Annotated in this window: 18 protein-coding genes and 1 pseudogene; 10 read left to right on the top strand and 9 right to left on the bottom strand. The window is 64.6% G+C overall.

From position 1 onward, the window contains the following. Nucleotides 1-14 precede the first annotated feature (14 nt). From B0G71_RS21890 to hutC (B0G71_RS21880), 3 genes are all read left to right on the top strand, one after another. Entirely contained in the window at nt 15-677 is a 663-nt protein-coding gene (locus tag B0G71_RS21890) for an amino acid ABC transporter permease (protein WP_116144080.1), read from the top strand. A gap of 19 nt (nt 678-696) precedes the next feature. Next, on the top strand, nt 697-1,566 hold the full coding sequence (locus B0G71_RS21885) for an amino acid ABC transporter ATP-binding protein (RefSeq protein WP_116144078.1): 870 nt from the start codon (nt 697-699) through the stop codon (nt 1,564-1,566). An 84-nt stretch (nt 1,567-1,650) separates the two neighbouring features. Continuing rightward, a complete protein-coding gene (gene hutC / locus B0G71_RS21880) occupies nt 1,651-2,454 on the top strand; it encodes a histidine utilization repressor (protein ID WP_116144076.1) in 804 nt (267 codons plus the stop codon). 24 nt (nt 2,455-2,478) lie between these two features. Here the strand turns inward: hutC (B0G71_RS21880) and hutC (B0G71_RS21875) are convergent, their stop codons facing one another. The 8 genes from hutC (B0G71_RS21875) to B0G71_RS21840 form a co-directional block, all read right to left on the bottom strand. After that, nucleotides 2,479-3,207 (bottom strand): histidine utilization repressor, encoded by a 729-nt coding sequence (hutC, locus tag B0G71_RS21875; RefSeq protein WP_181196532.1) that lies wholly within the window; start codon nt 3,205-3,207, stop codon nt 2,479-2,481. Between the two features lie 124 nt (nt 3,208-3,331). Further along, entirely contained in the window at nt 3,332-4,981 is a 1,650-nt protein-coding gene (hutH, locus tag B0G71_RS21870; RefSeq protein ID WP_116144074.1) for a histidine ammonia-lyase, read from the bottom strand. A gap of 38 nt (nt 4,982-5,019) precedes the next feature. Beyond that, nucleotides 5,020-5,811 carry an ABC transporter ATP-binding protein gene (locus B0G71_RS21865; RefSeq protein WP_012426714.1) on the bottom strand — a complete coding sequence of 264 codons (792 nt, stop codon included), beginning with the start codon at nt 5,809-5,811 and terminating at the stop codon, nt 5,020-5,022. Nucleotides 5,812-5,846: 35 nt separating this feature from the next. After that, nucleotides 5,847-6,602, bottom strand: coding sequence for an ABC transporter permease (locus tag B0G71_RS21860; RefSeq protein ID WP_106280534.1), 756 nt, complete (start codon nt 6,600-6,602; stop codon nt 5,847-5,849). A 14-nt stretch (nt 6,603-6,616) separates the two neighbouring features. Continuing rightward, nucleotides 6,617-7,339 carry an ABC transporter permease gene (locus B0G71_RS21855; protein ID WP_106280532.1) on the bottom strand — a complete coding sequence of 241 codons (723 nt, stop codon included), beginning with the start codon at nt 7,337-7,339 and terminating at the stop codon, nt 6,617-6,619. Between the two features lie 93 nt (nt 7,340-7,432). Next, entirely contained in the window at nt 7,433-8,293 is an 861-nt protein-coding gene (locus tag B0G71_RS21850) for a transporter substrate-binding domain-containing protein (RefSeq protein WP_116144072.1), read from the bottom strand. Nucleotides 8,294-8,587: 294 nt separating this feature from the next. Further along, entirely contained in the window at nt 8,588-9,268 is a 681-nt protein-coding gene (locus B0G71_RS21845; protein WP_116144070.1) for an isoprenylcysteine carboxylmethyltransferase family protein, read from the bottom strand. A 13-nt stretch (nt 9,269-9,281) separates the two neighbouring features. Then, nucleotides 9,282-10,118, bottom strand: a complete 837-nt coding sequence (locus B0G71_RS21840) for an arylamine N-acetyltransferase (protein WP_116144068.1) — start codon at nt 10,116-10,118, stop codon at nt 9,282-9,284. Between the two features lie 479 nt (nt 10,119-10,597). Here B0G71_RS21840 and B0G71_RS21835 point away from each other — a divergent pair, with 479 nt between their 5' ends. The 6 genes from B0G71_RS21835 to B0G71_RS21810 all read left to right on the top strand — a co-directional run bounded on the left by B0G71_RS21835 (nt 10,598) and on the right by B0G71_RS21810 (nt 18,523). Further along, nucleotides 10,598-12,121 carry a carbohydrate porin gene (locus B0G71_RS21835; protein WP_116144066.1) on the top strand — a complete coding sequence of 508 codons (1,524 nt, stop codon included), beginning with the start codon at nt 10,598-10,600 and terminating at the stop codon, nt 12,119-12,121. Between the two features lie 101 nt (nt 12,122-12,222). Next, nucleotides 12,223-13,386: a hypothetical protein gene (locus B0G71_RS21830; RefSeq protein ID WP_116148764.1), complete on the top strand. Its 1,164-nt coding sequence runs from the start codon at nt 12,223-12,225 to the stop codon at nt 13,384-13,386. A gap of 37 nt (nt 13,387-13,423) precedes the next feature. Beyond that, entirely contained in the window at nt 13,424-14,731 is a 1,308-nt protein-coding gene (gene efeB / locus B0G71_RS21825) for an iron uptake transporter deferrochelatase/peroxidase subunit (RefSeq protein ID WP_116144064.1), read from the top strand. Between the two features lie 57 nt (nt 14,732-14,788). After that, nucleotides 14,789-15,832, top strand: coding sequence for an iron ABC transporter substrate-binding protein (locus tag B0G71_RS21820; RefSeq protein WP_116144062.1), 1,044 nt, complete (start codon nt 14,789-14,791; stop codon nt 15,830-15,832). Further along, nucleotides 15,832-17,436, top strand: a complete 1,605-nt coding sequence (locus B0G71_RS21815; RefSeq protein ID WP_116144060.1) for an iron ABC transporter permease — start codon at nt 15,832-15,834, stop codon at nt 17,434-17,436. The genes B0G71_RS21820 and B0G71_RS21815 overlap by 1 nt, the downstream gene beginning before the upstream one ends. Before the next feature lie 28 nt (nt 17,437-17,464). Next, the gene (locus tag B0G71_RS21810) at nt 17,465-18,523 is read left to right on the top strand and encodes an ABC transporter ATP-binding protein (RefSeq protein WP_116144059.1); all 1,059 of its coding nucleotides are present in this window, start codon (nt 17,465-17,467) and stop codon (nt 18,521-18,523) included. Here the strand turns inward: B0G71_RS21810 and B0G71_RS21805 are convergent. After that, complete coding sequence (locus tag B0G71_RS21805; RefSeq protein ID WP_116121266.1) at nt 18,508-19,386, bottom strand: LysR substrate-binding domain-containing protein; 879 nt, start codon at nt 19,384-19,386, stop codon at nt 18,508-18,510. The two genes, B0G71_RS21810 and B0G71_RS21805, sit on opposite strands and share 16 nt — an antisense overlap. A 114-nt stretch (nt 19,387-19,500) precedes the next feature. Between B0G71_RS21805 and B0G71_RS21800 the strand changes: the two are divergent. Then, nucleotides 19,501-20,422, top strand: a pseudogene (locus B0G71_RS21800) (DMT family transporter). Nucleotides 20,423-20,427 lie beyond the last annotated feature (5 nt).

Genomic DNA, 20,427 nt, shown 5'->3' with positions numbered 1-20,427 from the left:
ATCGACATCACGCCATGCAAACGCTCGATCCCGCCGTCATCACCCACAACCTGCAGCCGATCGCCGCGGGCCTCGCCACGACGCTCGGCACGTGGGCCGCGGGCGTCGCGATCGGCATCCTGATCGGCTTTCTGATCGCCGTGCTGCAACTCTTTTGCGGACGCTGGGTGCGCGGCGTGTTGCGCATCTATATCGAACTGTTTCGCGGCACGCCGTTTCTCGTGCAACTCTTTTTGCTGTATTACGGCGGCCCGTCTTTCGGCCTCACGCTCGAACCGATGACCGCCGGCGTGCTCGGTTTGGGCCTCTACGGCAGCGCGTATTTCGCCGAAGCGTTTCGCTCCGGCTTTCAATCGGTGCCGCCGGGTCATCTCGAAGCGGCCTCGTGTCTTGGCCTCACGCGCTGGCAAGCGGTCCTGCGCATTCAGGTGCCGCAAATGCTCGTGCTGATCGTGCCCGCGCTGACCAATCTGATTATCGTGTTGAGCAAGGAAACGGCCGTGCTGTCCATCGTCACCGTGCCCGAACTCACGTTCGTGCTGACCGGCATCGGCTCGGCCACGTTTGCTTTCGTCGAAACGCTGCTGGTGCTGTGCGTGTGCTACCTCGCGCTGGTCGAACTGACTTCGCGCGCGGGCATGTGGGCCGAAACGCGCATCGCGCGCTTCATGGCATAAACGGAAAGAGGATTCTCCTATGAACGCTATCGCCGACATGCCCTCCTCCGCGTCCTCCACCAGCGTCGGACTTTCGTCCGGCGCGCCGCTGATCGAAGTGCGCGACCTGCGCAAACGCTTCGGCGAAGTCGAAGTGCTGCGCGGCGTCGATCTCGAGATTGCGCGCTCGGAAGTGGTGTGCATCATCGGGCCATCGGGCTCGGGCAAGAGCACACTGCTGCGCTGTCTCGCCGCGCTCGAAACCTACGATCAGGGCGACGTGCGCATAGAAGGCGAACTGCTCGGCTACAGCGAGCGCAACGGCAAACGCGTGCGCGCGTCGCAAAGCGAAATCAATCGCGTGCGGCGCAATGTCGGCATGGTGTTTCAGCAGTTCAACTTGTGGCCGCATATGACGGCGCTCGGCAACGTGATGGAATCGCTGCTGCGTGTGCGCCATCTGTCGCGCGACGAAGCGCGCCGCCGCGCCAACGCGATGCTCGACACAGTCGGCCTCGCGCACAAGGGCGACGCGTATCCCGCCAAACTTTCCGGCGGCCAGCAGCAGCGCGTGGCGATCGCACGAGCCCTGGCAATGGAACCGCACATCATGCTATTCGACGAGCCTACTTCGGCGCTCGATCCGGAACTGGTCGGCGAAGTTCTGCAAGTCATGAAACAGCTCGCGCGCGACGGCATGACGATGGCGGTGGTCACACACGAAATGGGCTTCGCCGCGCAGGTCGCGGACAAAGTCATGTTCATCGATCAAGGCCGGATCGCCGTGCAAGGCAAACCGCGCGATGTCTTTCACGACGCGGGACAACCGCGCTTGCGGCAGTTCCTGCAAAACTACTTCGACCGCAACGCATTCTGGACGCGTGGGCCCAACGACGCACAGCCGCTATGAACGCGCGCCGCCAGCTTCTTCCCGCTATGAACGCGCGCCGCCAGCTTCTTCCTGCCTTATGCGGACACTGACGCAAGAGCCGCCATGTCCTCCACAGTCCGCAGCCGCGCTCACGACAAGCCGCTTTCCGCGCCGGCGCTGAAAGCCGCGCGCGCCGCGGCCGACGCGCCTGCCGCGCGCTACGAACAGGTCAAGAGCCATATCCGGCAGATCATCGAATCGGGCGAGCGCCGCGCGGGTGACCGTCTGCCGTCGGAACTCGATCTGGTCGCGACGCTTGGCGTGTCGCGCATGACGGTCAATCGGGCGCTGCGCGAACTTGCCGAAGAAGGACTCGTGACGCGCGTCTCGGGCGTCGGCACTTTCGTCGCGCAAAGCAAGCCGCAATCCACACTGCTGATGATCGCCCATATCGGCGACGAGATCCGCTCGCGGGGCCATGAATATCGCTGCGATACGGTCCTGTCGCAACGCGAGACGGCGTCCGTGATGGTGTCGAACGCGTTAGGCCTCGCGCCGGGCGCTTCGGTATTTCATGTGATTTGCGTGCATCGCGAGAACGGCTTGCCGGTGCAACTCGAAGATCGCTATGTGAATCCGGCCATCGCGCCGGATTTTCTGCTGCAGGATTTTTCGGTGGTGCGGCCGTCGGAATATCTGTTCGAGATCGTACCGGCGCACGACGTCGAGCACGTGGTCGACGCCGGCCTGCCCACGCGCGCCGAAGCGGAACTGCTTGAAATTCGCGCCGAGGAACCCTGCCTCACGCTGATGCGCCGCACGTGGACGAGCGGCGTGGCAGTCACGTTCGCGCGTTTCGTGCACCCTGGGTCGCGCTACCGGCTCGGCTGCCGCTTCTCGCCGGAGTTGTCGCAACGCCAGGGGTGAAAACGCGTTGCGTGTTGAATCGCGTTAGACGTTCCCCGCCAAATGAAAACGCGACGCCGGATGCCACAACTGCACCGACGTCGCCACGTCGTCGCCCACCCACGTGCGGCGCCAGAGTTGCAGACACGGCTCGCCGATATCCATTAGCAGATGCCGGCGCACATAGGCGTCAGGCTTCTGCGCATAGATGCGAAACTCGGCGCGCTGAATCGGCGCGAGCCGCACCATGTAGTGATTCGGCGTCTCGATCGTGAAATCCTGGTTCAGATAATCCGGGAACACCTTCGGGTTGACGTAGCGGTCCTCGTACTGGATCGGCTCGCCCTCCTCGCTGTGCACGATGCACGAATGAAAGGCCGGCCCGCTGGCGAGACCGAGCGCTTCCAGCGCCTGCGGGTCGTCGCTCGGTTCGAGCGTCAGCACGCGTGCCGAATGGCGATGGCCGCGCGCGGCGATTTCGTCGGCGATATTGCGGATCTCCAGCACCGTCGATTCGTAGCGCTGCGGCGCGACGAACGTGCCGGAACCTTGCACGCGTGTGAGCACGCGTTCGGTAGTCAATTCGCGCAACGCGCGCGACACCGTCATGCGTGCGACGCCGAACTCCTTCACCAGTTCAGTCTCGGACGGAATCAGTCCGCCGGGTTTCCAGTCCCCTTCGCTGATGCGCCTGATTACATAGCGCTTGATCTGTTCATAGGCCGGCATGGCTTTCGCCGGTGTCTCCTGGCTGCGATCAGGGCGGCCCTGCATCTCCGCGGTTCGCGTGCTTGTAGTTGTGTTCACTCCGACCTCGTGGGTGGTACGCCGGTTGTACCTGGTTGGTACACCATGGCCGGCTTGCCGGCGGATAGCCCGCTCACCGGCATCGTCTGCGTCATGCGATGTGCGCGGCAGCCTGGCCGTCGTTGACGGCGACGCCCGCCGCCGCACGCACGTGACCCGCGGCCGCCAGATTTACGAGCGTGCCAGGTGCCGCAAGGTCCGCGCCGCCGGCGGACCTGAGCGGCCGGGGGCCAATCTTACCAGGGTTCGGCAACGGTGGCGGCGCCTCGTCGGCGATCATGCGAAAGGCCACGCTCATGTCGTCCGCAAGCGGACGGTCGTCGCGGTAAGTCGGCACGACGCGGCGCACGCGCTGCCAGAGCGCGCCGGTGTGCGGCGCGCGTGGCGCGTCGATACTTTGCAGGTCGTAGGCTTGCGCGGCCGCCAGCAATTCGATCGCGACGATGCGCCCGGCGTTGTCGATGATTTCCAGCGCCTTTAACGCGGCGGGCGTGGCATGGCACAGATGATCTTCCTGCAAGGCCGAGGTGATGCCGCCGTCGAGACTCGCGGGCAGCGCCAGCCGCCGGTTCTGCGCGACCAGCGACGCCGCCGTGTACTGCGCGATCATGAAGCCGGAACAGGTGCCGCCCGGCTCCGCGAGAAACGCCGGCAAGCCGCTCACCAGCGGATTGACCAGACGGTCGAGGCGCCGCTCGGCCATTGCGGCGACTTGTGCGATCGCGGTGGCGAGGCTGTCCATGGCCAGCGCGATCGAGGCACCCACTGCGTGCGCCTGCGAATACACGCGCGGCTCCTCCGGCGTGCCGGCGACGATCGGGTTGTCGGTGATCGACGCGAGTTCGCGATTGACCACGTCGGCGGTCGCGGTGAGCACGTCGCGCGCGGCGCCGTGCACGTGCGGAATGGTCCGCATGCTCAGCGGGTCTTGCGTGCGTTGGCCGACCACCGCCGCGAGAATCCCGCTATCGGCCAGCGCGGCGCGCATCCGTCCGCCGACCAGGTTCAGGCCCGGCGAGATACGCAAGGCCAGCGACTCTTCGTCGAAAGCGGCAAGCTGACCGCGCAGATTCTCGAAGCTCATCGAGGCGACCATATCGGTCCAGTCGAGCAGGCGTTCGGCGCGCGCGAGCGCCAACGCGGCGAGGCCCGTGACGCACGGCGTGCCGTTGACGAGACTCAGTCCTTCCTTGGCTTCGAGCACGAGCGGTTCGAGCCCGAGGCGCTGCAGCGCGTCGCGTCCTTTGATCCGCTCGCCGCGATAGCGCGCGTAGCCCTCGCCGATGCAAACGAGCGCGATGTGCGCCATATGGCTCAGATACCCGACCGAGCCGAACGCCGGCACTTCCGGCAGGCAATCCGCGTTGAGCAGCGCCACCAGTTGGTCCGCGACTTCGAGGCGAATCCCCGAATGTCCGTGCGCGAAGTTGTTGACGGCCGCGGCCATGACCGCGCGCGTTTCGGCGGCGCCGAGCGGCGCACCGACGCCGACCGCGTGGCTCATCAGAATGTTGCGCGACAGCGTGCGCTGCTCGCCCGGCGAAACGACGACATCGCACAGCGCGCCGACGCCGGTATTCACGCCATACGCGCGAATCCCGCGCTCGACGATCTGTTCGACCAGCACGCGCGCCGCCGCGATGCGCGCGCGGGCGTCGGCGGAAAGTTCGAGCGGCTCGCCGGCGGCAACCGCTGCCACCTGAGCCCAGTCGAGAGGACGATTGGAACGGATCACGGCCATGTCAGTGCTCTGCTTGGTAGATTACCTGGTGATGCTGATCAGTTGGTGGTGCGGTCCTGATGGCTCGAAACGAATTGCCGGAAGCGATCGGACTTGCATTCGACGAACACTTCGTCGGGTGTGCCGTCGGCTTCCACTTGCCCCTGATGCAGGAACATCACACGATTCGATACATGGCGCGCGAAACCCATCTCGTGCGTCACCACCAGCATGGTGCGGCCCTCTTCGGCCAGCGAGCGCATCACGCGCAGCACTTCGCCCACCAGTTCGGGGTCGAGCGCCGAGGTCGGCTCGTCGAACAGCATCACTTTCGGATGCATGGCCAACGCGCGCGCAATCGCCACGCGTTGTTGCTGACCGCCCGACAGATGCGCCGGATAGTGGCCGCGTTTTTCCGCGAGGCCGACTTTCGCCAGCAGCGCTTCCGCCTCTTCCACCGATTCGGCGCGGCTGCGCTTTTGCACGCGCATCGGTCCTTCGATCAGATTTTCCAGCACGGTCATGTGCGACCAGAGGTTGAAGTTCTGAAACACCATGCCGAGTTGCGAGCGCACCCGGTCCACCTGGCGGCGGTCGCTCGGCTGCAGTTTGCCGTCGCCGCGACGCTTCATTTTCAACTCTTCGCCGGCGAGCGAGACCGAACCATCGTCCGGCGTTTCGAGCAGATTCAGACAGCGCAGGAACGTGCTCTTGCCCGAACCGCTCGCGCCGAGAATCGAGATCACGTCGCCCTGATGGGCGTCGAGCGAAATGCCTTTGAGCACGTGGTGATCGCCGAACGATTTGTGAATGTTCTTGACCGACAGTGCAACGGGTGCCGTAGCGTTCATGGGATTCTCCAGATTCATCCAGGATGGGCGGCCGTTCAAGGCGCGGCGCGGCGTGCTTCGGTGGTGGCGGAAACCGGGCGGTTCGCCGCGGCCTGCGGACGCGCCGCGCGAAGATGGCGCGACAGACGCGTTTCGAGCATGCCGAGCAGTCGCACGATGACGAAATTCAGGAACAGATAGATCAGCGCGGCGCAGATGAACACTTCCGTCGTGCGATAGGTTTGCTGAATGATCTGCTGCGCGACGCCGGTGACTTCCCACACGGTGACGAGACTCGCGAGCGCCGTCGATTTGACGAGCAGCACCGCTTCGGTCGAATACGCGGGCAAACACTGGCGCAAAGCGATCGGGCCGATCACGCGGCGCAGCAGCGCGAAACCCGACAGGCCGATCGAATAACCGGCTTCGATCTGGCCGACTGGCACGGCCATCAAACCGCCGCGAATAATCTCAGCGGTATAGCCGGCCGTGCATAGCGCGAGCGACAACACCGCGCACATGTAGGGCTCGCGCAGCACCGGCCAGAGGAAGCTCTCGCGGATCACGCCGAACTGGCCCATGCCGTAGTACACGAGGAACATCTGGATCAGCAGCGGCGAGCCGCGAAACACGAGGATGTAGGCGCGTGCGAAGCGATTCGGCAGCCAGTGCGGCGACACGCGCATCGTGACGATCACGAGCGATAGCAGGCCGCCGAGAATCAGCGAGCAGAAAAACAGGCCGAGCGTGGTCGGCACGGCCCCGAGCAATTGCTTGATCGTGTCGAACAGAAAGTCGAAGTCGAAATGCATGATGGCCGCCCTTGTCAGTTACGCGCGAAGTTGCGCTTGAAGGACCGGCCCACGTGCGCTTCGGCACGGTTGAAGACGCGGTTCGAGATGCTGGTCATGAGCAGATAGAGCGCGCCGCCCACGACGAAGAACGTGAAGTATTGATGCGTGGAACCCGCCGCCACCTGACTCGTGCGCAGCAATTCGGCGAGCCCCGTCACCGAGATCAGCGCCGAGTCCTTCAGGCTCAGTTGCCACACGTTGCCGATGCCCGGCAACGCGAAACGCAGCACTTGCGGAATCAGGATGCGGCGGGCCATGGTCAGCGTCGGCATGCCGATCGAGCGCGCGGCTTCGAGTTCGCCGCGCGACACCGCCAGCACCGCCGAGCGGTACACCTCGGCCTGATAGGCGCCCGAAATCATGCCCACGGCCAGCGCGCCGACCACGAACGGCGGCACGCCGACGAAGCCTTCCGCGCCGAACCACTGGCCGACGGTCGTGACGAGCGTCGAGCCGCCGAAATAGAACAGATAGATGACGAGCAGTTCAGGCACGCCGCGAAACACCGTGGTGTAGATATCGCCGATCACGCGCAGCGTGCGAAAGCGCGACAGCTTGGCGGCCGCCACCAGCGCGCCGAACACCGCGCCGACCGCGAGCGCCGCGAGCGTGAGCGCCACCGTCATCAACGCCGCGAGCAGCAATACGCCGCCCCAGCCTTCCGGCCCGAAGCCGAGCATCTGTATCAGAGCCATTTCCTACCTCTTATCCGTTACGGCGGATCGAACCGGCCGGCGCGCGCAGGTTGTCGCCACGCGCCTGCCGTTACCTCTTAACGTGAAGGCGAATCAAGGCGTGACGTCGGTTTTGAACCACTTGTCGGAGAGCTTCTTGACGGTGCCGTCGGCGAGCGCGGCGCTGATCGCGGTGTCGAACTTCGCTCTCAGGTCGGCGTCCTGCTTGCGGAACGCGAGGCCTTCGCCAGGGCCCCAAATCGGGCCGCCGATCTTCGGGCCGGCCATCACGATCGACGCGGTTTCTTTCTTGTCGATGTTGGCGGCGTAGTACGTCACGTCGTCGAACGAGGCGTCGATGCGGCCGTTGGCCAGATCCAGATCGCGCTCGGGCGAGGTCTTGTAGACGCGGATCGTGGCGATGTCCTTGAAGCCGTCATTGATGAACTTGGTGTAGACCGTGCCCGACTGGATGCCGATGGTCTTGCCCTTCAACTGCTTGCGCAACGCGTCGACGGTCGGCTGGTCGGCCTTCGGGTCGCCCGACAACTTGACGACGCCGGCGCCCGGCGCCGCCTTGGGCAGCACCTTCGCGTCGGCCACGGCAAACGTGGCGGGCGTGGCGGCGTACGGCTTCGAGAAGGCGATGATCTTTTCACGCTCTGGCGTGATCGAGATCGCGTCCATCAGGACGTCGAACTTGCCCGCTTGCAAACCGGGAATCATGCCGTCCCAGTCTTGCGCCACCAGATTGCATTGCAGCTTGATGCGCTCGCACAGGTTGGCGACCAGTTCGGGTTCGAAGCCGCCCAGCTTGCCGCCCGGCAAGGTCAGATTCCACGGCGCGTAGCCGCCTTCAAGCGCGATCGTCACCGTCTTCCAGTCTTTGGCCTGCACCGGTGCCGCGAAAATCGCCGCGGCGCCGAGCACGGCGCCGATCAATGCTTTTGCTGCCGTTGAGCGCTTCACTTTCACGTCGAAACTCCTTTGATTGAGGAAACCGTCGAACCGGATGTTTAATCGCTGCTTAATTTGTATAGACAAGTCTGCATGAGTCAAAAAGCGGTCGCAAGAGAATTTGCGAGAAAATGGCGGAATCATCGGGTAAGCCCCTAGTCGCCACTGCGCGGCGCGGCTTTGCGGGGAGTTTTTAATGCAGGAAAGATGAATGACGTGCGTCGCGGCGGGAGCGAACGCAATCCATTTTGTCTAGACAGGTTGATGCAAGCTGAGCCAATACGCGCGAGCGCGCCTCATGCCCGGTGCGTCCTACCAGATGAACGGCACGAAGCGATAACGCACGCGCGTCATGTAGTCCGCGTAACCGTCGAGCTGCGCGGCCAATACGCGCTCTTCGCGCACCGCGCGCCAGCCGACGCCGATCACCATGACGGGCACGAAGGCCAGGCCCCACCACGAGCCGAGCAGCAAGGGCGTGCCGACGAACAGCAGCAGCGCGGCGGAATACATAGGGTGACGGACGTGCGCGTAAAGCCCGGTGTCGATCAACTTATGTCCGCGGCTCGCCTGGATCTTCACAACCGGCGCGGCGTAGCTATTGGCCTGGAATACGAAGCGGCACATGAAGAGGCAGAGCGCCACGCAAAGCGAGCCGAGGCTGACCAGCGCGACGGGCAATGGTGCGGTCCAGTGAAAGCGCATCGCGTCGAGCGCCATCAGGATCAGCCAGGCGCACCATGCCACTGAGACGCTCACCATGAAAATGCGGTCCCAGCGGCTTTGCTGCGCCTGCACGAATGGCGACAGTCGCTCGGCGAGCAGCCCGGGATCATGACGCGCCAGCCACAAACCGATCCATAGGCTCAGCACACCCAGCTCGATCACATACCACCACGCGGCCGGCCACGCAAAGGTGCCCGCCGCGCCGAACAGCAGCGCGCCCATGCCCGCTAGCCAGACCACCGTTTGAAAGATGAGGCGCGCGACCATGGCGTTGTGATTGCTACGTGGTTTGCGCCGGCGTGCGCACGCGGTCGAATATCTCGGCGATGTCGAGGTCGCCGGTGTTGATGCCGAACTGATCGCGCAGACACGCCGCCAGTTCGCCGGCGCTCTTGAGTTGCCGTTCGCTGATGAGCCGCCCATCGGCCGCGCGCTCGCTCAGCTGGTCGTTGAGTAGCGCGAGCCGCGCTTCGGGCAACACGCGGCACACGATCAGCGTGCTCGCGAAAATCGCTTCCGGCGAAGTCGACGTGTACCAGTTCGAGGTTTCGTAATCGATCCACTCGACCGGATGCAAATCGAAGCGATACACCCGCGCCCAGCTTTCGTCGCGCGCCTGGACTTCGAGATAAAGCGCCTCGCGCGCTGCGTCGGCGAGACGGAACGTGCCGAGTTCCGTGGGCTGCGCGAGACCGGCGGTCAGGCGCAGCGGCGCGGTCAGCGTCACGCTGCCGAAGCCCACGTCCGCAATCCAGGCTTCGTTGTCGATGTCGAGGCGCAACACCATATGCGTGCGCGGCGGCGGCGTGTCGGATTCCCGGCCCCACAGCACGCGCGCAAGCAACGGCGTGACCGTGAAGCCTAACTGCATCAGCACGTCGGCGAACAGCGCGTTCTGTTCGAAACAGTAGCCGCCGCGGCGTTCGGTGACGAGTTTGCGTTCGACCGATTCGAGGTCCAGTTTCACCGGACGCCGCGTGAGCGGATTCAGGTTCTCGAACGGGATCGCGCGCGGGTGCAAACGGTGAAGCGCCTGAAGCACTTCCAGCGTTGCCGCACGCGGCCCTTCGTAGCCGATGCGGGCGAAGTAGTTGTCCAGATTCACTGTGTGCGACATCGGCAGGGTTCCGGTGTGGGTTTGCGCGCGGGACGCTTACTGGCCACGCGTGTCTGTGCGGTTCGGGAGTCGATCATAGCTGCTTTTGCGGTCAACTCGCAGCGGTGGCCTTGACCGGTTTTCGTAGTCGCTGTTCGACGCCGCCGACACCCCGCGTTTTGTCATATCGCATCCCCTGCATACCCGTTGTGGTTAGCTCGGCAGCTCTGGATATGACCGCATTCATTCGTTTTCATTACGTCAATATTCACCGCAAATTACTTGCAAATGCCGTCTAGTAGCAGTCCGTAAAGAGCAAAGTTATATGTCAGTAATATTGATGCGAATCGTTCTCATTTGTGTTGACTCCCCAAGGTCGCATGCGTACGATCTCGCCATCTACCGTGCCGGGCGTCGCGAACCGATACGGCACATCGCGGGCATGCGGCGACGCGCCGCGATGGTTTAGATCAGTCGATACAACACCAATAAGGATTTCGATGAAGTTCGCCCATTTCAACGGACCTGGCGCAGCAGCGCGTCCGTTTCGCGATTTCGCGACGCGCGCCGATCTCACGCGCCGTTCGCGTTTGCCCTCGATGCGGCGTGCCGCGCTCTGCACGGCGTTCGCGTGGGCGTCGCTGACAGCCGGCGTCGCCATGGCCGAAGCCAATCCCGACGCTGCGCCGGAAGCGCCCGAGGCCGACCTGAAGATTCAGGCGACCCAAACGAACCAGTGGACCGGTTTCTGGAATCGCCAGCAGATGCTCGGCGACATCGGCGGCCTGCGCCCCTGGCTCGGCAAATACGGCGTGACCTTCACGCTCACCGAGACCAGCGAAGTGCTCGCCAACCTGCGCGGCGGTCTCGCGAAAGGCGCCGACTACGACGGCCTGACGACCGGCACCGTGCAATTGGACACGCAAAAAGCGTTCGGCCTGCCGGGCGGCCTGTTTAACGTCAGCGCGTTGCAGATCCACGGCGCCAATCTCAGTGCCAACAAGCTCGGCACGCTGAACACGGCGAGCGGCATCGAAGCGGACGACGCGACCCGTCTGTGGGAATTGTGGTACCAGCAATCGTTCCTGAACAAACGCATCGACGTGAAGATCGGTCAGCAAAGTATCGACCAGGAATTCATCACGAGCCAGTACTCGGCGCTGTTCGTCAACACGATGTTCGGCTGGCCCGCCCTGCCTTCGTACGACATGCCGTCCGGCGGCCCGGCGTACCCGCTGTCCGACCTCGGCGTGCGCGTGCGCGGCCAGATCACGCCGTCGTTGACGGCGCTCGCCGGCGTGTACGACGGCGACCCGCTCGGCAACAACCCGAACAACAAGAGCGGCACCAACTTCAACCTGCACAACGGCACGCTGTTCATCGGCGAGTTGCAGTACGCGATCAACCAGCCGGCCGACGGCGAAATGGTCGGCGCGGGCGGCGGCGGTTTGCCCGGCACCTACAAACTCGGCGTCTGGTACAACAACGGCAGCTTCGCGGACCAACGCTACGACAACACCGGCTTGTCGCTCGCGAATCCGGCAACGAGCGGCATCGCCCAGAATCATCACGGCGACTACAGCATTTACGCGGTGGCCGACCAGATGATCTGGCGCCCCGACCCTGACGAGCCGCGCAGCATCGGCGTATTCGCCCGCGTGATGGGCGCGCCCGGCGATCGCAACCTGGTGAGTCTCGCCGCCAACCTCGGCGTGGTGATGAAGGCGCCGTTCGCCGGACGCGACAACGACAGCGCGGGCCTCGCGCTCACCTACATCAAGGTCGGCAACCACGTGAACGGGCTCGACGCCGACACCCGCGCATTCAGCAACGGCCCGTACGGCGTTCGCACCAGCGAAACCGCGCTTGAAGCGACCTATCAGTACCAGGTCAATCCGTGGTGGCAAGTGCAAGCCGACGCGCAATACACGTTCAACGCCGGCGCCGGCCAGAATCCGAACGATCCGACGCAGCCGCTGCGCAACACGTTCGTCATCGGCGTGCGGACCAACATCAACTTCTGATGACATTCGCGCCCAATTCACACGCTATCGACAATATCGAATCCCATGCTTTCGATCATGACCGCAATCACCGCTTTGTGCGCAGGCACGGAGGCTCAATCGTGAACACTCCCACGCGCAGGTTTTCGCCGCGCGCCGCGCGGGCCCTCGCATGGCCGCTGTTTGCCGCCGCCCTCGGTGCGGCCGCATTCGTGACGGCCGGCAGCGCGCAGGCCGAGCCGCAAGGTTTCCTTGAAACCGTCAAGCACCACACCACACTGATCAACACCGTGCCGAGCAACGGCGACCAGAATCCGTACGCGGTGGTGGTCGCGCCGGTCTCGGCGGGCACGGTCAAGCAAGGCGACGTGCTGGTCGGCAACTTCAATAACTCCACCAATCTGCAGGGCACCGGCAGCACGATCATCGACTATCACCCGGACACCAAAGAGATGACCGTGTTCGCGACGGTGCCGCGCGATCTGAAGGAATGCCCGGGCGGCATCGGCCTGTCGACCGCGATGACCATGCTCAAGTCCGGCTATGTGATTATCGGCAGCACGCCGAGCAACGACGGCACCACCGGCACCAAGGGCGCCGGCTGTCTGATCGTGATCGATCCGCAAGGCAAGGTCGCCTCGACCATCAGCAGCCCGAACATCAACGATCCGTGGGGCAACATGGCGGTCGTCGACAACGGCAGCAGCGCCACGCTGTTCGTCAGCATGGCCGGCTTCGGCGTGGGCGGTGCGGACGGCAATCCGCCGGTGTTCAAGCAGGCCACCGTGTTGCGTCTGGACCTCGACGTGCCAGCCGGCAAGCCGCCGGTCGTGAAGAAGGAAACGGTGGTGGGCAGCGGCTTCGGCGCGCAGGCGGACAAGGGCGTGTTTCTCGTCGGCCCGACCGGCCTCGCGCTCTCGACCGATCAGAAACTGCTGTACGTGTCCGACGCGATCGGCAACCGCATCACCGAAATCGACGAACCGATGACGCGCGACACGAGCGCGGGCGTCGGCCGTCAACTGACCGCCGACGGTCTGCTGCACCGGCCGCTCGCGATGGTGACCGCACCCAACGGCCACCTGCTCGTGACCAACGCGCTGAACGGCCAGATCGTGGAAATCGACCCGGCCAGCGGCAAGCAGATCTACGCGCGCTGGATCGACACGGACAAGGCGCAATCGCCTCCGGGCAACGGCGACCTGTTCGGCCTCGCATTGACGCCTGAAGGCGACGGTTTCTACTACGTGCAGGACGACGTGAACACGCTGGTGCTCGCGAAATAAGCTGACTGTTCCAAAGCCGAACGAAGGTGAAGTAACCATGGCAAACGATCACCCCCCGCGGCCGTCACGGCGCGGGTTTCTCAAGGCCGGCGGCGCCGCGGTCGCGGCGGGCGCGAGCCTCGGCGCGGGTCTGGCGACATCGCAGAACGCGCTCGGCAAAACCCAGCCGCATGCTCTCGCCGATCCGCAGATGGCCGTCGAACCGTTCTACGGCGTGCATCAGGGCGGCATCGTCACGCCGCAGCAGAGTCATACCTATGTCGCCGCGCTCGACCTCACCACCGAGAAGCGCGACGACGTGATCGCGCTGCTGCGCGCCTGGACCGACGCCGCCGCGCGACTCACGCAAGGTGGCACGGCCGCGCCGTTGCCGACCGGCGATGCGGACCAGAATAAAGCCGCGCCCGATTCCGGCGACGTGCTCGGTCTCGGGCCCAACGGACTGACGGTCACGTTCGGCTTCGGCCCCGGTCTTTTCACGCATGAAGGCAAGGATCGCTACGGGCTCGCGGCGCGCCGCCCCGCCGCGCTCGTCGATCTGCCGCGCTTTAACGGCGACCAGTTGATCAAGGAAAAGACCGGCGGCGATCTGTACATCCAGGCCTGTGCGAACGACGCGCAAGTGGCGTTTCACGCGGTGCGTCAATTGTCGCGCATGGCATATGGCGCGGCGGCGATGCGCTGGGGCCAGGCCGGTTTTCTGTCGGGTCCGCGCGGTCAGACGCCGCGCAATCTGATGGGCTTCAAGGACGGCACCAACAATCCGTCCACTGCCAAACCGCCGTTGATGAACCAGTTCGTGTGGGCCGGCGCCAGCGTCGACGCGCCGTGGATGGAAGGCGGCACCTACACCGTCGTGCGGCGCATCCGCATCACGCTGGAGCACTGGGACAACACCGAACTGGACTTCCAGGAACAGGTGTTCGGACGCCACAAATACAGCGGCGCGCCGATCGGCAAGAAGAACGAGTTCGACGCCGTCGACCTGAAGGAAGAAGACAAGGACGGCAATCCGGTGATTCCGGAGAACTCGCACGTGCGTCTGTCCAATCAGGCGAGCAACAACGGCGCGCAAATCTTGCGCCGTTCGTACTCGTATAACGACGGCACGAACTTCTACATCGAGCGCTGGCCGCCATGGCGCCAGGAAACTGAGTACGACGCGGGCTTGATTTTTATCGCGCATCAAAGCGACCCGCGTACCGGCTTCATTCCGATCAACGACAGGCTCGCCAAGTTCGACATGATGAACCAGTTCACCACGCACGTCGGCAGCGCGATCTTCGCCGTGCCGCCGGGCGCGAAGCCGGGTTCTTATATCGGCGCGGGCTTGTTCGAGACGTAAAGCGCACGCAGTCGACAAAACACAGATCAAAACAACATCACAACGGACTTCTGGATCATGGCTTATAACTCGTTTGGCACGCGTCTGCGTGTCCTGGCCAATACGCTGGGCAGCGCGGTCGCCCTCACGCTGGCCGCTGTCGCGACGGTGCCGTCCGCGGCAGAGGCCGCGTCGATCACGCTGTATAACGCGCAGCACGAGCAGGTCGTCAATCTGCTCGCCAAGGACTTCGAAAAGCAGTCGGGCATCTCCGTGAAGATCCGCAACGGCGAAGGCCCGGCCATGGCCGCGCAGATCGTCGCCGAAGGCGCCGCCACGCCCGCCGACGTGTACTTCACGGAGAACTCGCCGGAGCTCATGCTGCTCGAAGAGAAGGGTCTGCTGAACAAGGTGGATCCCTCGACGCTCGCCACCGTGCCGACGCGTTTCAACTCGCCGAGCGGCGCATGGGTCGCGGTGACCGCGCGTGAAAACGTGCTCGCCTACAACACGACCAAGGTCCAGCCGTCGCAACTGCCGCAATCGCTGTTCGATCTCGCCAAGCCGGAGTGGAAAGGCAGGATCGGCATTGCTCCGAGCGACGGCGACTTCCTGCCGCTCGTCTCCGCCGTGCTCGCACTGAAGGGCGAAGCGCAAACGGTGCAATGGCTCAAGGGCCTGAAAGCCAACGCGCAGATTTTCGACGACGACGAAGGCGTGGTCGCCGCCGTGAACCGCGGCGGTGTCGCCACCGGTCTGATCAACAACTACTACTGGGCGCGCCTGCACGCCGAACTCGGCGACGGCAAGACCCGCAGCGCGATCTACCACTTCGGCAACGGCGACGCTGGCGCTGCGGTGAACGTGTCGGGCGCTGCGGTGCTGAAGTCCGCGCACAACACGGACGGCGCGCAGAAGTTTCTCGCGTATCTGGTGAGCGACCGTGCACAACAGTTGATGGCGAAGAGCCACGTGATGTTCGAATATCCGCTGCACGCAGGCGTCGCACCGGACCCGATCCTCAAGCCGTTCGCCGAACTGAGTCCGCCGCCGCTGACGATCCAGCAACTCGGCGACGATAGCCAGGCCGGCAAGCTGCTGCGCCAGGCAGGCCTGCTGTAATGAGCGAAGCATTGTCAGCCGGGCCACCGGCTGTCTCCACCGTCCCGGCGCGCGTGCGTTCGCGCGCGCCGCGCGGTCTGTTCGCGGCAGCGGCACTCAGCGCTTTGCTGGTGTTGCTGCCGATTGCGTTTACGTTCTGGCGCGCCGCGAGCTTCGGCGTCGGCGAGGCGATCGACCTGATCTTCCGGCCGCTGGTCGGCGAACTGCTGATCAATACGTTGATGATCACCGTCTCGACCACGCTGGTGTCGGCCGTGATCGGCACGGCGGCTGCGTGGTTCGTCGAACGCACGCATTTGCCGGGGCGCCGCGCGTGGGCCGTGTTGAGCGCCGCGCCGCTCGCCATGCCGGCGTTTATCTCGAGCTATGCGTGGGTCTCGCTAAGCCAGGACTTGCAGGACTTCAACGGCGCATTGCTGGTGCTGACCTGCGCGTATTTTCCGCTGGTCTATCTGCCGGTCGCTGCCGCGTTGCGTGGCATGGATCCGGCGCTCGAAGAAAGCGCGCGCGCACTCGGTTGCAACCGTTGGACCACGTTCATTCGCGTGGTGCTGCCGCAACTGCGCCCCGCGTTGCTCGGCGGCATGCTGCTGGTCGCGCTCGGTGTATTGTCCGAGTTCGGCGCGTTTACGCTGCTGCGCTTTCGCACATTCACCACGCAGATCTACGCGGAATTCCGCACCAGTTTCGATGGCGGCGGCGCCTCGTTGTTCGCCTGTCTGCTGATCGTGATCTGCCTGATCGTGCTGGCCTTCGAGTTTCGCGTGCGCGGTGCGGCGCGTTATGAACGCGTCGATCGCGGGACACGTCGTGCGGTTTTACGCTACGAGTTGGGCGTATGGCGCTGGGTCGTCGTCGCCGGCTTTGCGTTGCTCTCGATCACCACGCTCGGCGTGCCGCTCGCCATGATCGGCTACTGGCTCACGCAGCCTGGCGCCGCGGCCGTCACACCGGCTGACGTCTCACCTGAATTGCTGTTCAATGCCACGGTCTCGTCGCTTGGCTTCGGCCTCGCTGCGGCGTTGCTGACTACCTTGCTGGTGGTGCCGCTTGCGTTTCTGCTGGTGCGCTATCCGACGCGTTTCGCGACCTTGTTCGAACGCACCGTGTTTCTCGCGCAAGGCGTGCCGGGTCTGGTGATCGCGCTGGCGATCGTGTCGCTCGCGGTGCATGCGCTGCAACCGCTTTATCAGAGCGCGACGCTGCTGGTGATCGCCTACGCCATGCTGTTCATGCCGCTTGCGCTGGTCAGTGTGCGCGCCGCCTTCATGCAGGCGCAGCCGCGCCTCGAAGAGACCGCGCGCGCACTCGGCCTGAACTGGTCGCAGACGCTGTTCCGCGTGGTCTTGCCGCTCGCCGGACCAGGGCTCGGCGCCGCTGCGGCGATGGTGTTCATCTCGGTCGTCACCGAACTGAACGCGACGCTGCTGCTCTCCCCGCTCGACACGCAGACGCTCGCCACCCAGGTCTGGGCCGACACCTCGACGATGGCGTTCGCCGCCGCGGCGCCCTATGCCGCGTTGCTTACCGGCATTTCGCTGTTCGCCTCGGGCCTTCTGTTCGCGTTGCTCGGTAAATCGGCACTACCCGGCGAACGCAGCTAATGCGCCGCGCTTTTACCATCGGATTTTCATGAGCGAACTTCGTATCCGTGGGCTGGAAAAATCATTCGACGGCACGCCGGTGCTGCACGGCATCGACCTCTCCGTCGAACGCGGCGCGCTGCTGGCGCTGCTGGGTCCGTCGGGCAGCGGCAAGACCACCTTATTGCGTTTGCTTTGCGGTTTCGAACGCGCCGATAGCGGCAGTGTGGAAATCGACGGCCGCCGGGTGGTCGGCGACGGTCTGCATGTGCCTTCCGAACAACGGCGCATTGGCTACGTGCCGCAGGAAGGCGCGCTGTTTCCGCATCTGTCGGTGGCGGACAACATCGTGTTCGGCTTGCCTCGTGCCCAACGGCGCGCGCGGCATCGCGTGGCCGAGTTGCTGGAACTGGTCGGCTTGCCGGCGAACTTCGGCGAACGCGCGCCGCAGCAGTTGTCGGGCGGCCAGCAGCAACGCGTCGCGCTGGCGCGCGCGCTCGCGCCCTCGCCCACACTGGTGATGCTGGACGAACCCTTCTCGTCGCTCGACGCCGCGTTGCGGCTCGAAACCCGGCAGGCCGTGGCCAGCGCGCTGGCCGCGACCGGCGCGACGGCCGTGCTGGTCACGCACGATCAGTCCGAGGCGTTGTCGCTCGGGCATGAAGTGGCGGTGTTGTGGAACGGCCGGCTGATCCAGACGGCGACGCCGGAGACGCTTTATCGCCGGCCCGTGACGCGCGAACTGGCATCGTTCGTCGGCGAGGCGGTGTTGCTGCCGGGCATGGCCACGCGGGATCGCGTGAGTTGCGAACTGGGTGAATTGCCATTGTCCGGGCCGATTGGCCAAGGCGCTGTCGACGTGATGGTGCGGCTCGAGCAGATCCGTCTGCTGCGTGCCGGAGAAACGACGCCCAACGGCGCGGCATCCTACGACGCTGTTGTCACGGAAGTGATCTTTCAGGGGCAGGACGCGGGCGTCGCACTGCAATTGCGCTCCGAGACGCGGACGATGGTCCGCGCGCGGGTGCCGGGCTATCTTTGCCCGCGGCCGGGCGAGCAGGTGCGGCTCGCGGTGGACGGCGAAGTGACGGCCTACGCGCGTGCCTGAGCCTGAGGCCGCTGCGACAGATCCTGCATCATCTGCGCGGCCAGATAGTCGCAGGTCGGACGATCCGACTTGGCGCTGCGCGCCACCACGATTTCGAGCGGCGCGATTTTCGGCAAGCCCTGCGCCTCGCCGAGAATCGCGAACCGCGGTGGCACGCTGCAACGCGTGAGCGCAATCACCGACAACCCCGCATCCACGGTCGCCACCAGTCCCATCAGGCTCGCGCTGCTGAACGCGGCGCGATAACGAATCCGCGCGCCGTCGAGCGCGGCGAGCGTGTGCTGGCGCGCCACGCAGCCGGGCTCATAGAGTCCCACCGGCAGCGGCGAGGCCGCCAGAACCGGCGTATCCACCGACGCCCCCACCCACACCATCGGCTCACTGCGCACGAATTCACCGCGCAGCTTGCGGTCGCGCGTGACGAAGGCGAGATCGATCTTGTTGTCGGCGAGCATCGGCGCGAGCGACGTGCTCTGCGCGCAGACGATCTCGATCTCCACGTGCGGATACAGATTCGAAAAGCGCCGCAACACCGGTGACAGCAGCGACGACACGTAGTCGTCCGGCGCGCCGAGCACCACGCGTCCGGTCACCTCCGGCCGCACGATCGCCGACCATGCCTCCTCATGCAACGCCAGCACACGCCGCGCGTATTCGAGCAACGTATTGCCTGGCCGCGTGAGCGATAGATTGCGTGTGTTGCGGGCGAACAGTGTCGTGCCCAGCATGGTTTCGAGCCGCTTGATCTGCATGCTGACCGCCGCCTGCGAACGATGCACGGTCGTCGACGCCTTCGTAAAGCTGCCCGTTTCCACCACCGCGACGAAGGTGCGCAGCAGATCGACGTCGAATTCGGGGTGCATGATTTATCAATCCAGCTTATGGAATTGCTCAATTTAATTCGTTTGTCGGTGCCGTGCAAGCCGCGCAATACTCTGGACACCACCTCATCGCATCAATTCGCGGAGCCGTTGCGCATGTCCCTCACCCAACGTCAACAAGGCGCTATCACGCTGGCCAGCGGCGGGCTTCTGATGGGCACGATCGGGATCTTCGTCGAGGAAGCGCGGCTCGGCGCGCTGACGCTCGTCTTCTTTCGCTGCCTGTTCGGCTTTCTCTCGCTCGCCGCGTATTGCGCGTGGAAAGGCTTCTTCACGCGCGCGCATTTCACGCGGCGCACCGTCACGCTGGCGCTGATCACGGGCGTGCTGATGGTCACGCAGTGGGTCGGTTTCTTCGATGCGATTCATCGCACCAGCATCGCGGTGGCCACCGTGGTGTTTCATGTGCAGCCGTTCTGGGTCGTGCTGATTGGCGCGGCGTTGTTCAACGAGCGGCTCGGCGTGGACCGGCTCGGCTGGATTGCGACCGCTTTCGTCGGGCTCGTGCTCGCGTCGGGCGTCGCGGCCACGGAGAATCTGCAGGGTCATACGAGCTATCTGATCGGCATCGGCGAAGCGTTGGTGGGGTCGGTGCTGTATGCGAGCGTCACGTTGATCGCCAAAGGGCTCGGTAATCTGCGGCCGCATCTGCTGACCCTCGCGCAGTGCGCGGTCGGCGTGGTGTGCCTGCCGTTCGTCGCGCCGCTGACCGCCGTGCATATCGGGCCGATGCAGTGGTTCTGGCTGGTCGGCATGGGCGTACTGCATACGGGGCTCTCGTATGTGTTGATTTACGGCGCGCTGCCCAAGCTGAGCACGCCGATCATCGCCGTGTTGCTGTTCGTATATCCGCTGACGGCGATCGTGGTCGATGCGCTCGTGTATGGACGCGCGCTGTCGATGCCGCAACTGGCGGGCAATGGTGCTGATCGTGGTGGCGAGTCTTGGAGTGAATCTGGGGTGGCCGCTGCTTTCGTTGTTGCGGCCCGGCGGACGGGTGCGGCGGCAGGTGGATTGAGAGTC

It is taken from the genome of Paraburkholderia sp. BL27I4N3 (genome assembly GCF_003386115.1).
Lineage (GTDB): Bacteria > Pseudomonadota > Gammaproteobacteria > Burkholderiales > Burkholderiaceae > Paraburkholderia.
The sequence above is the reverse complement of the archived record's forward strand: the minus strand, read 5'-3'. Positions and strand labels throughout refer to the sequence as shown.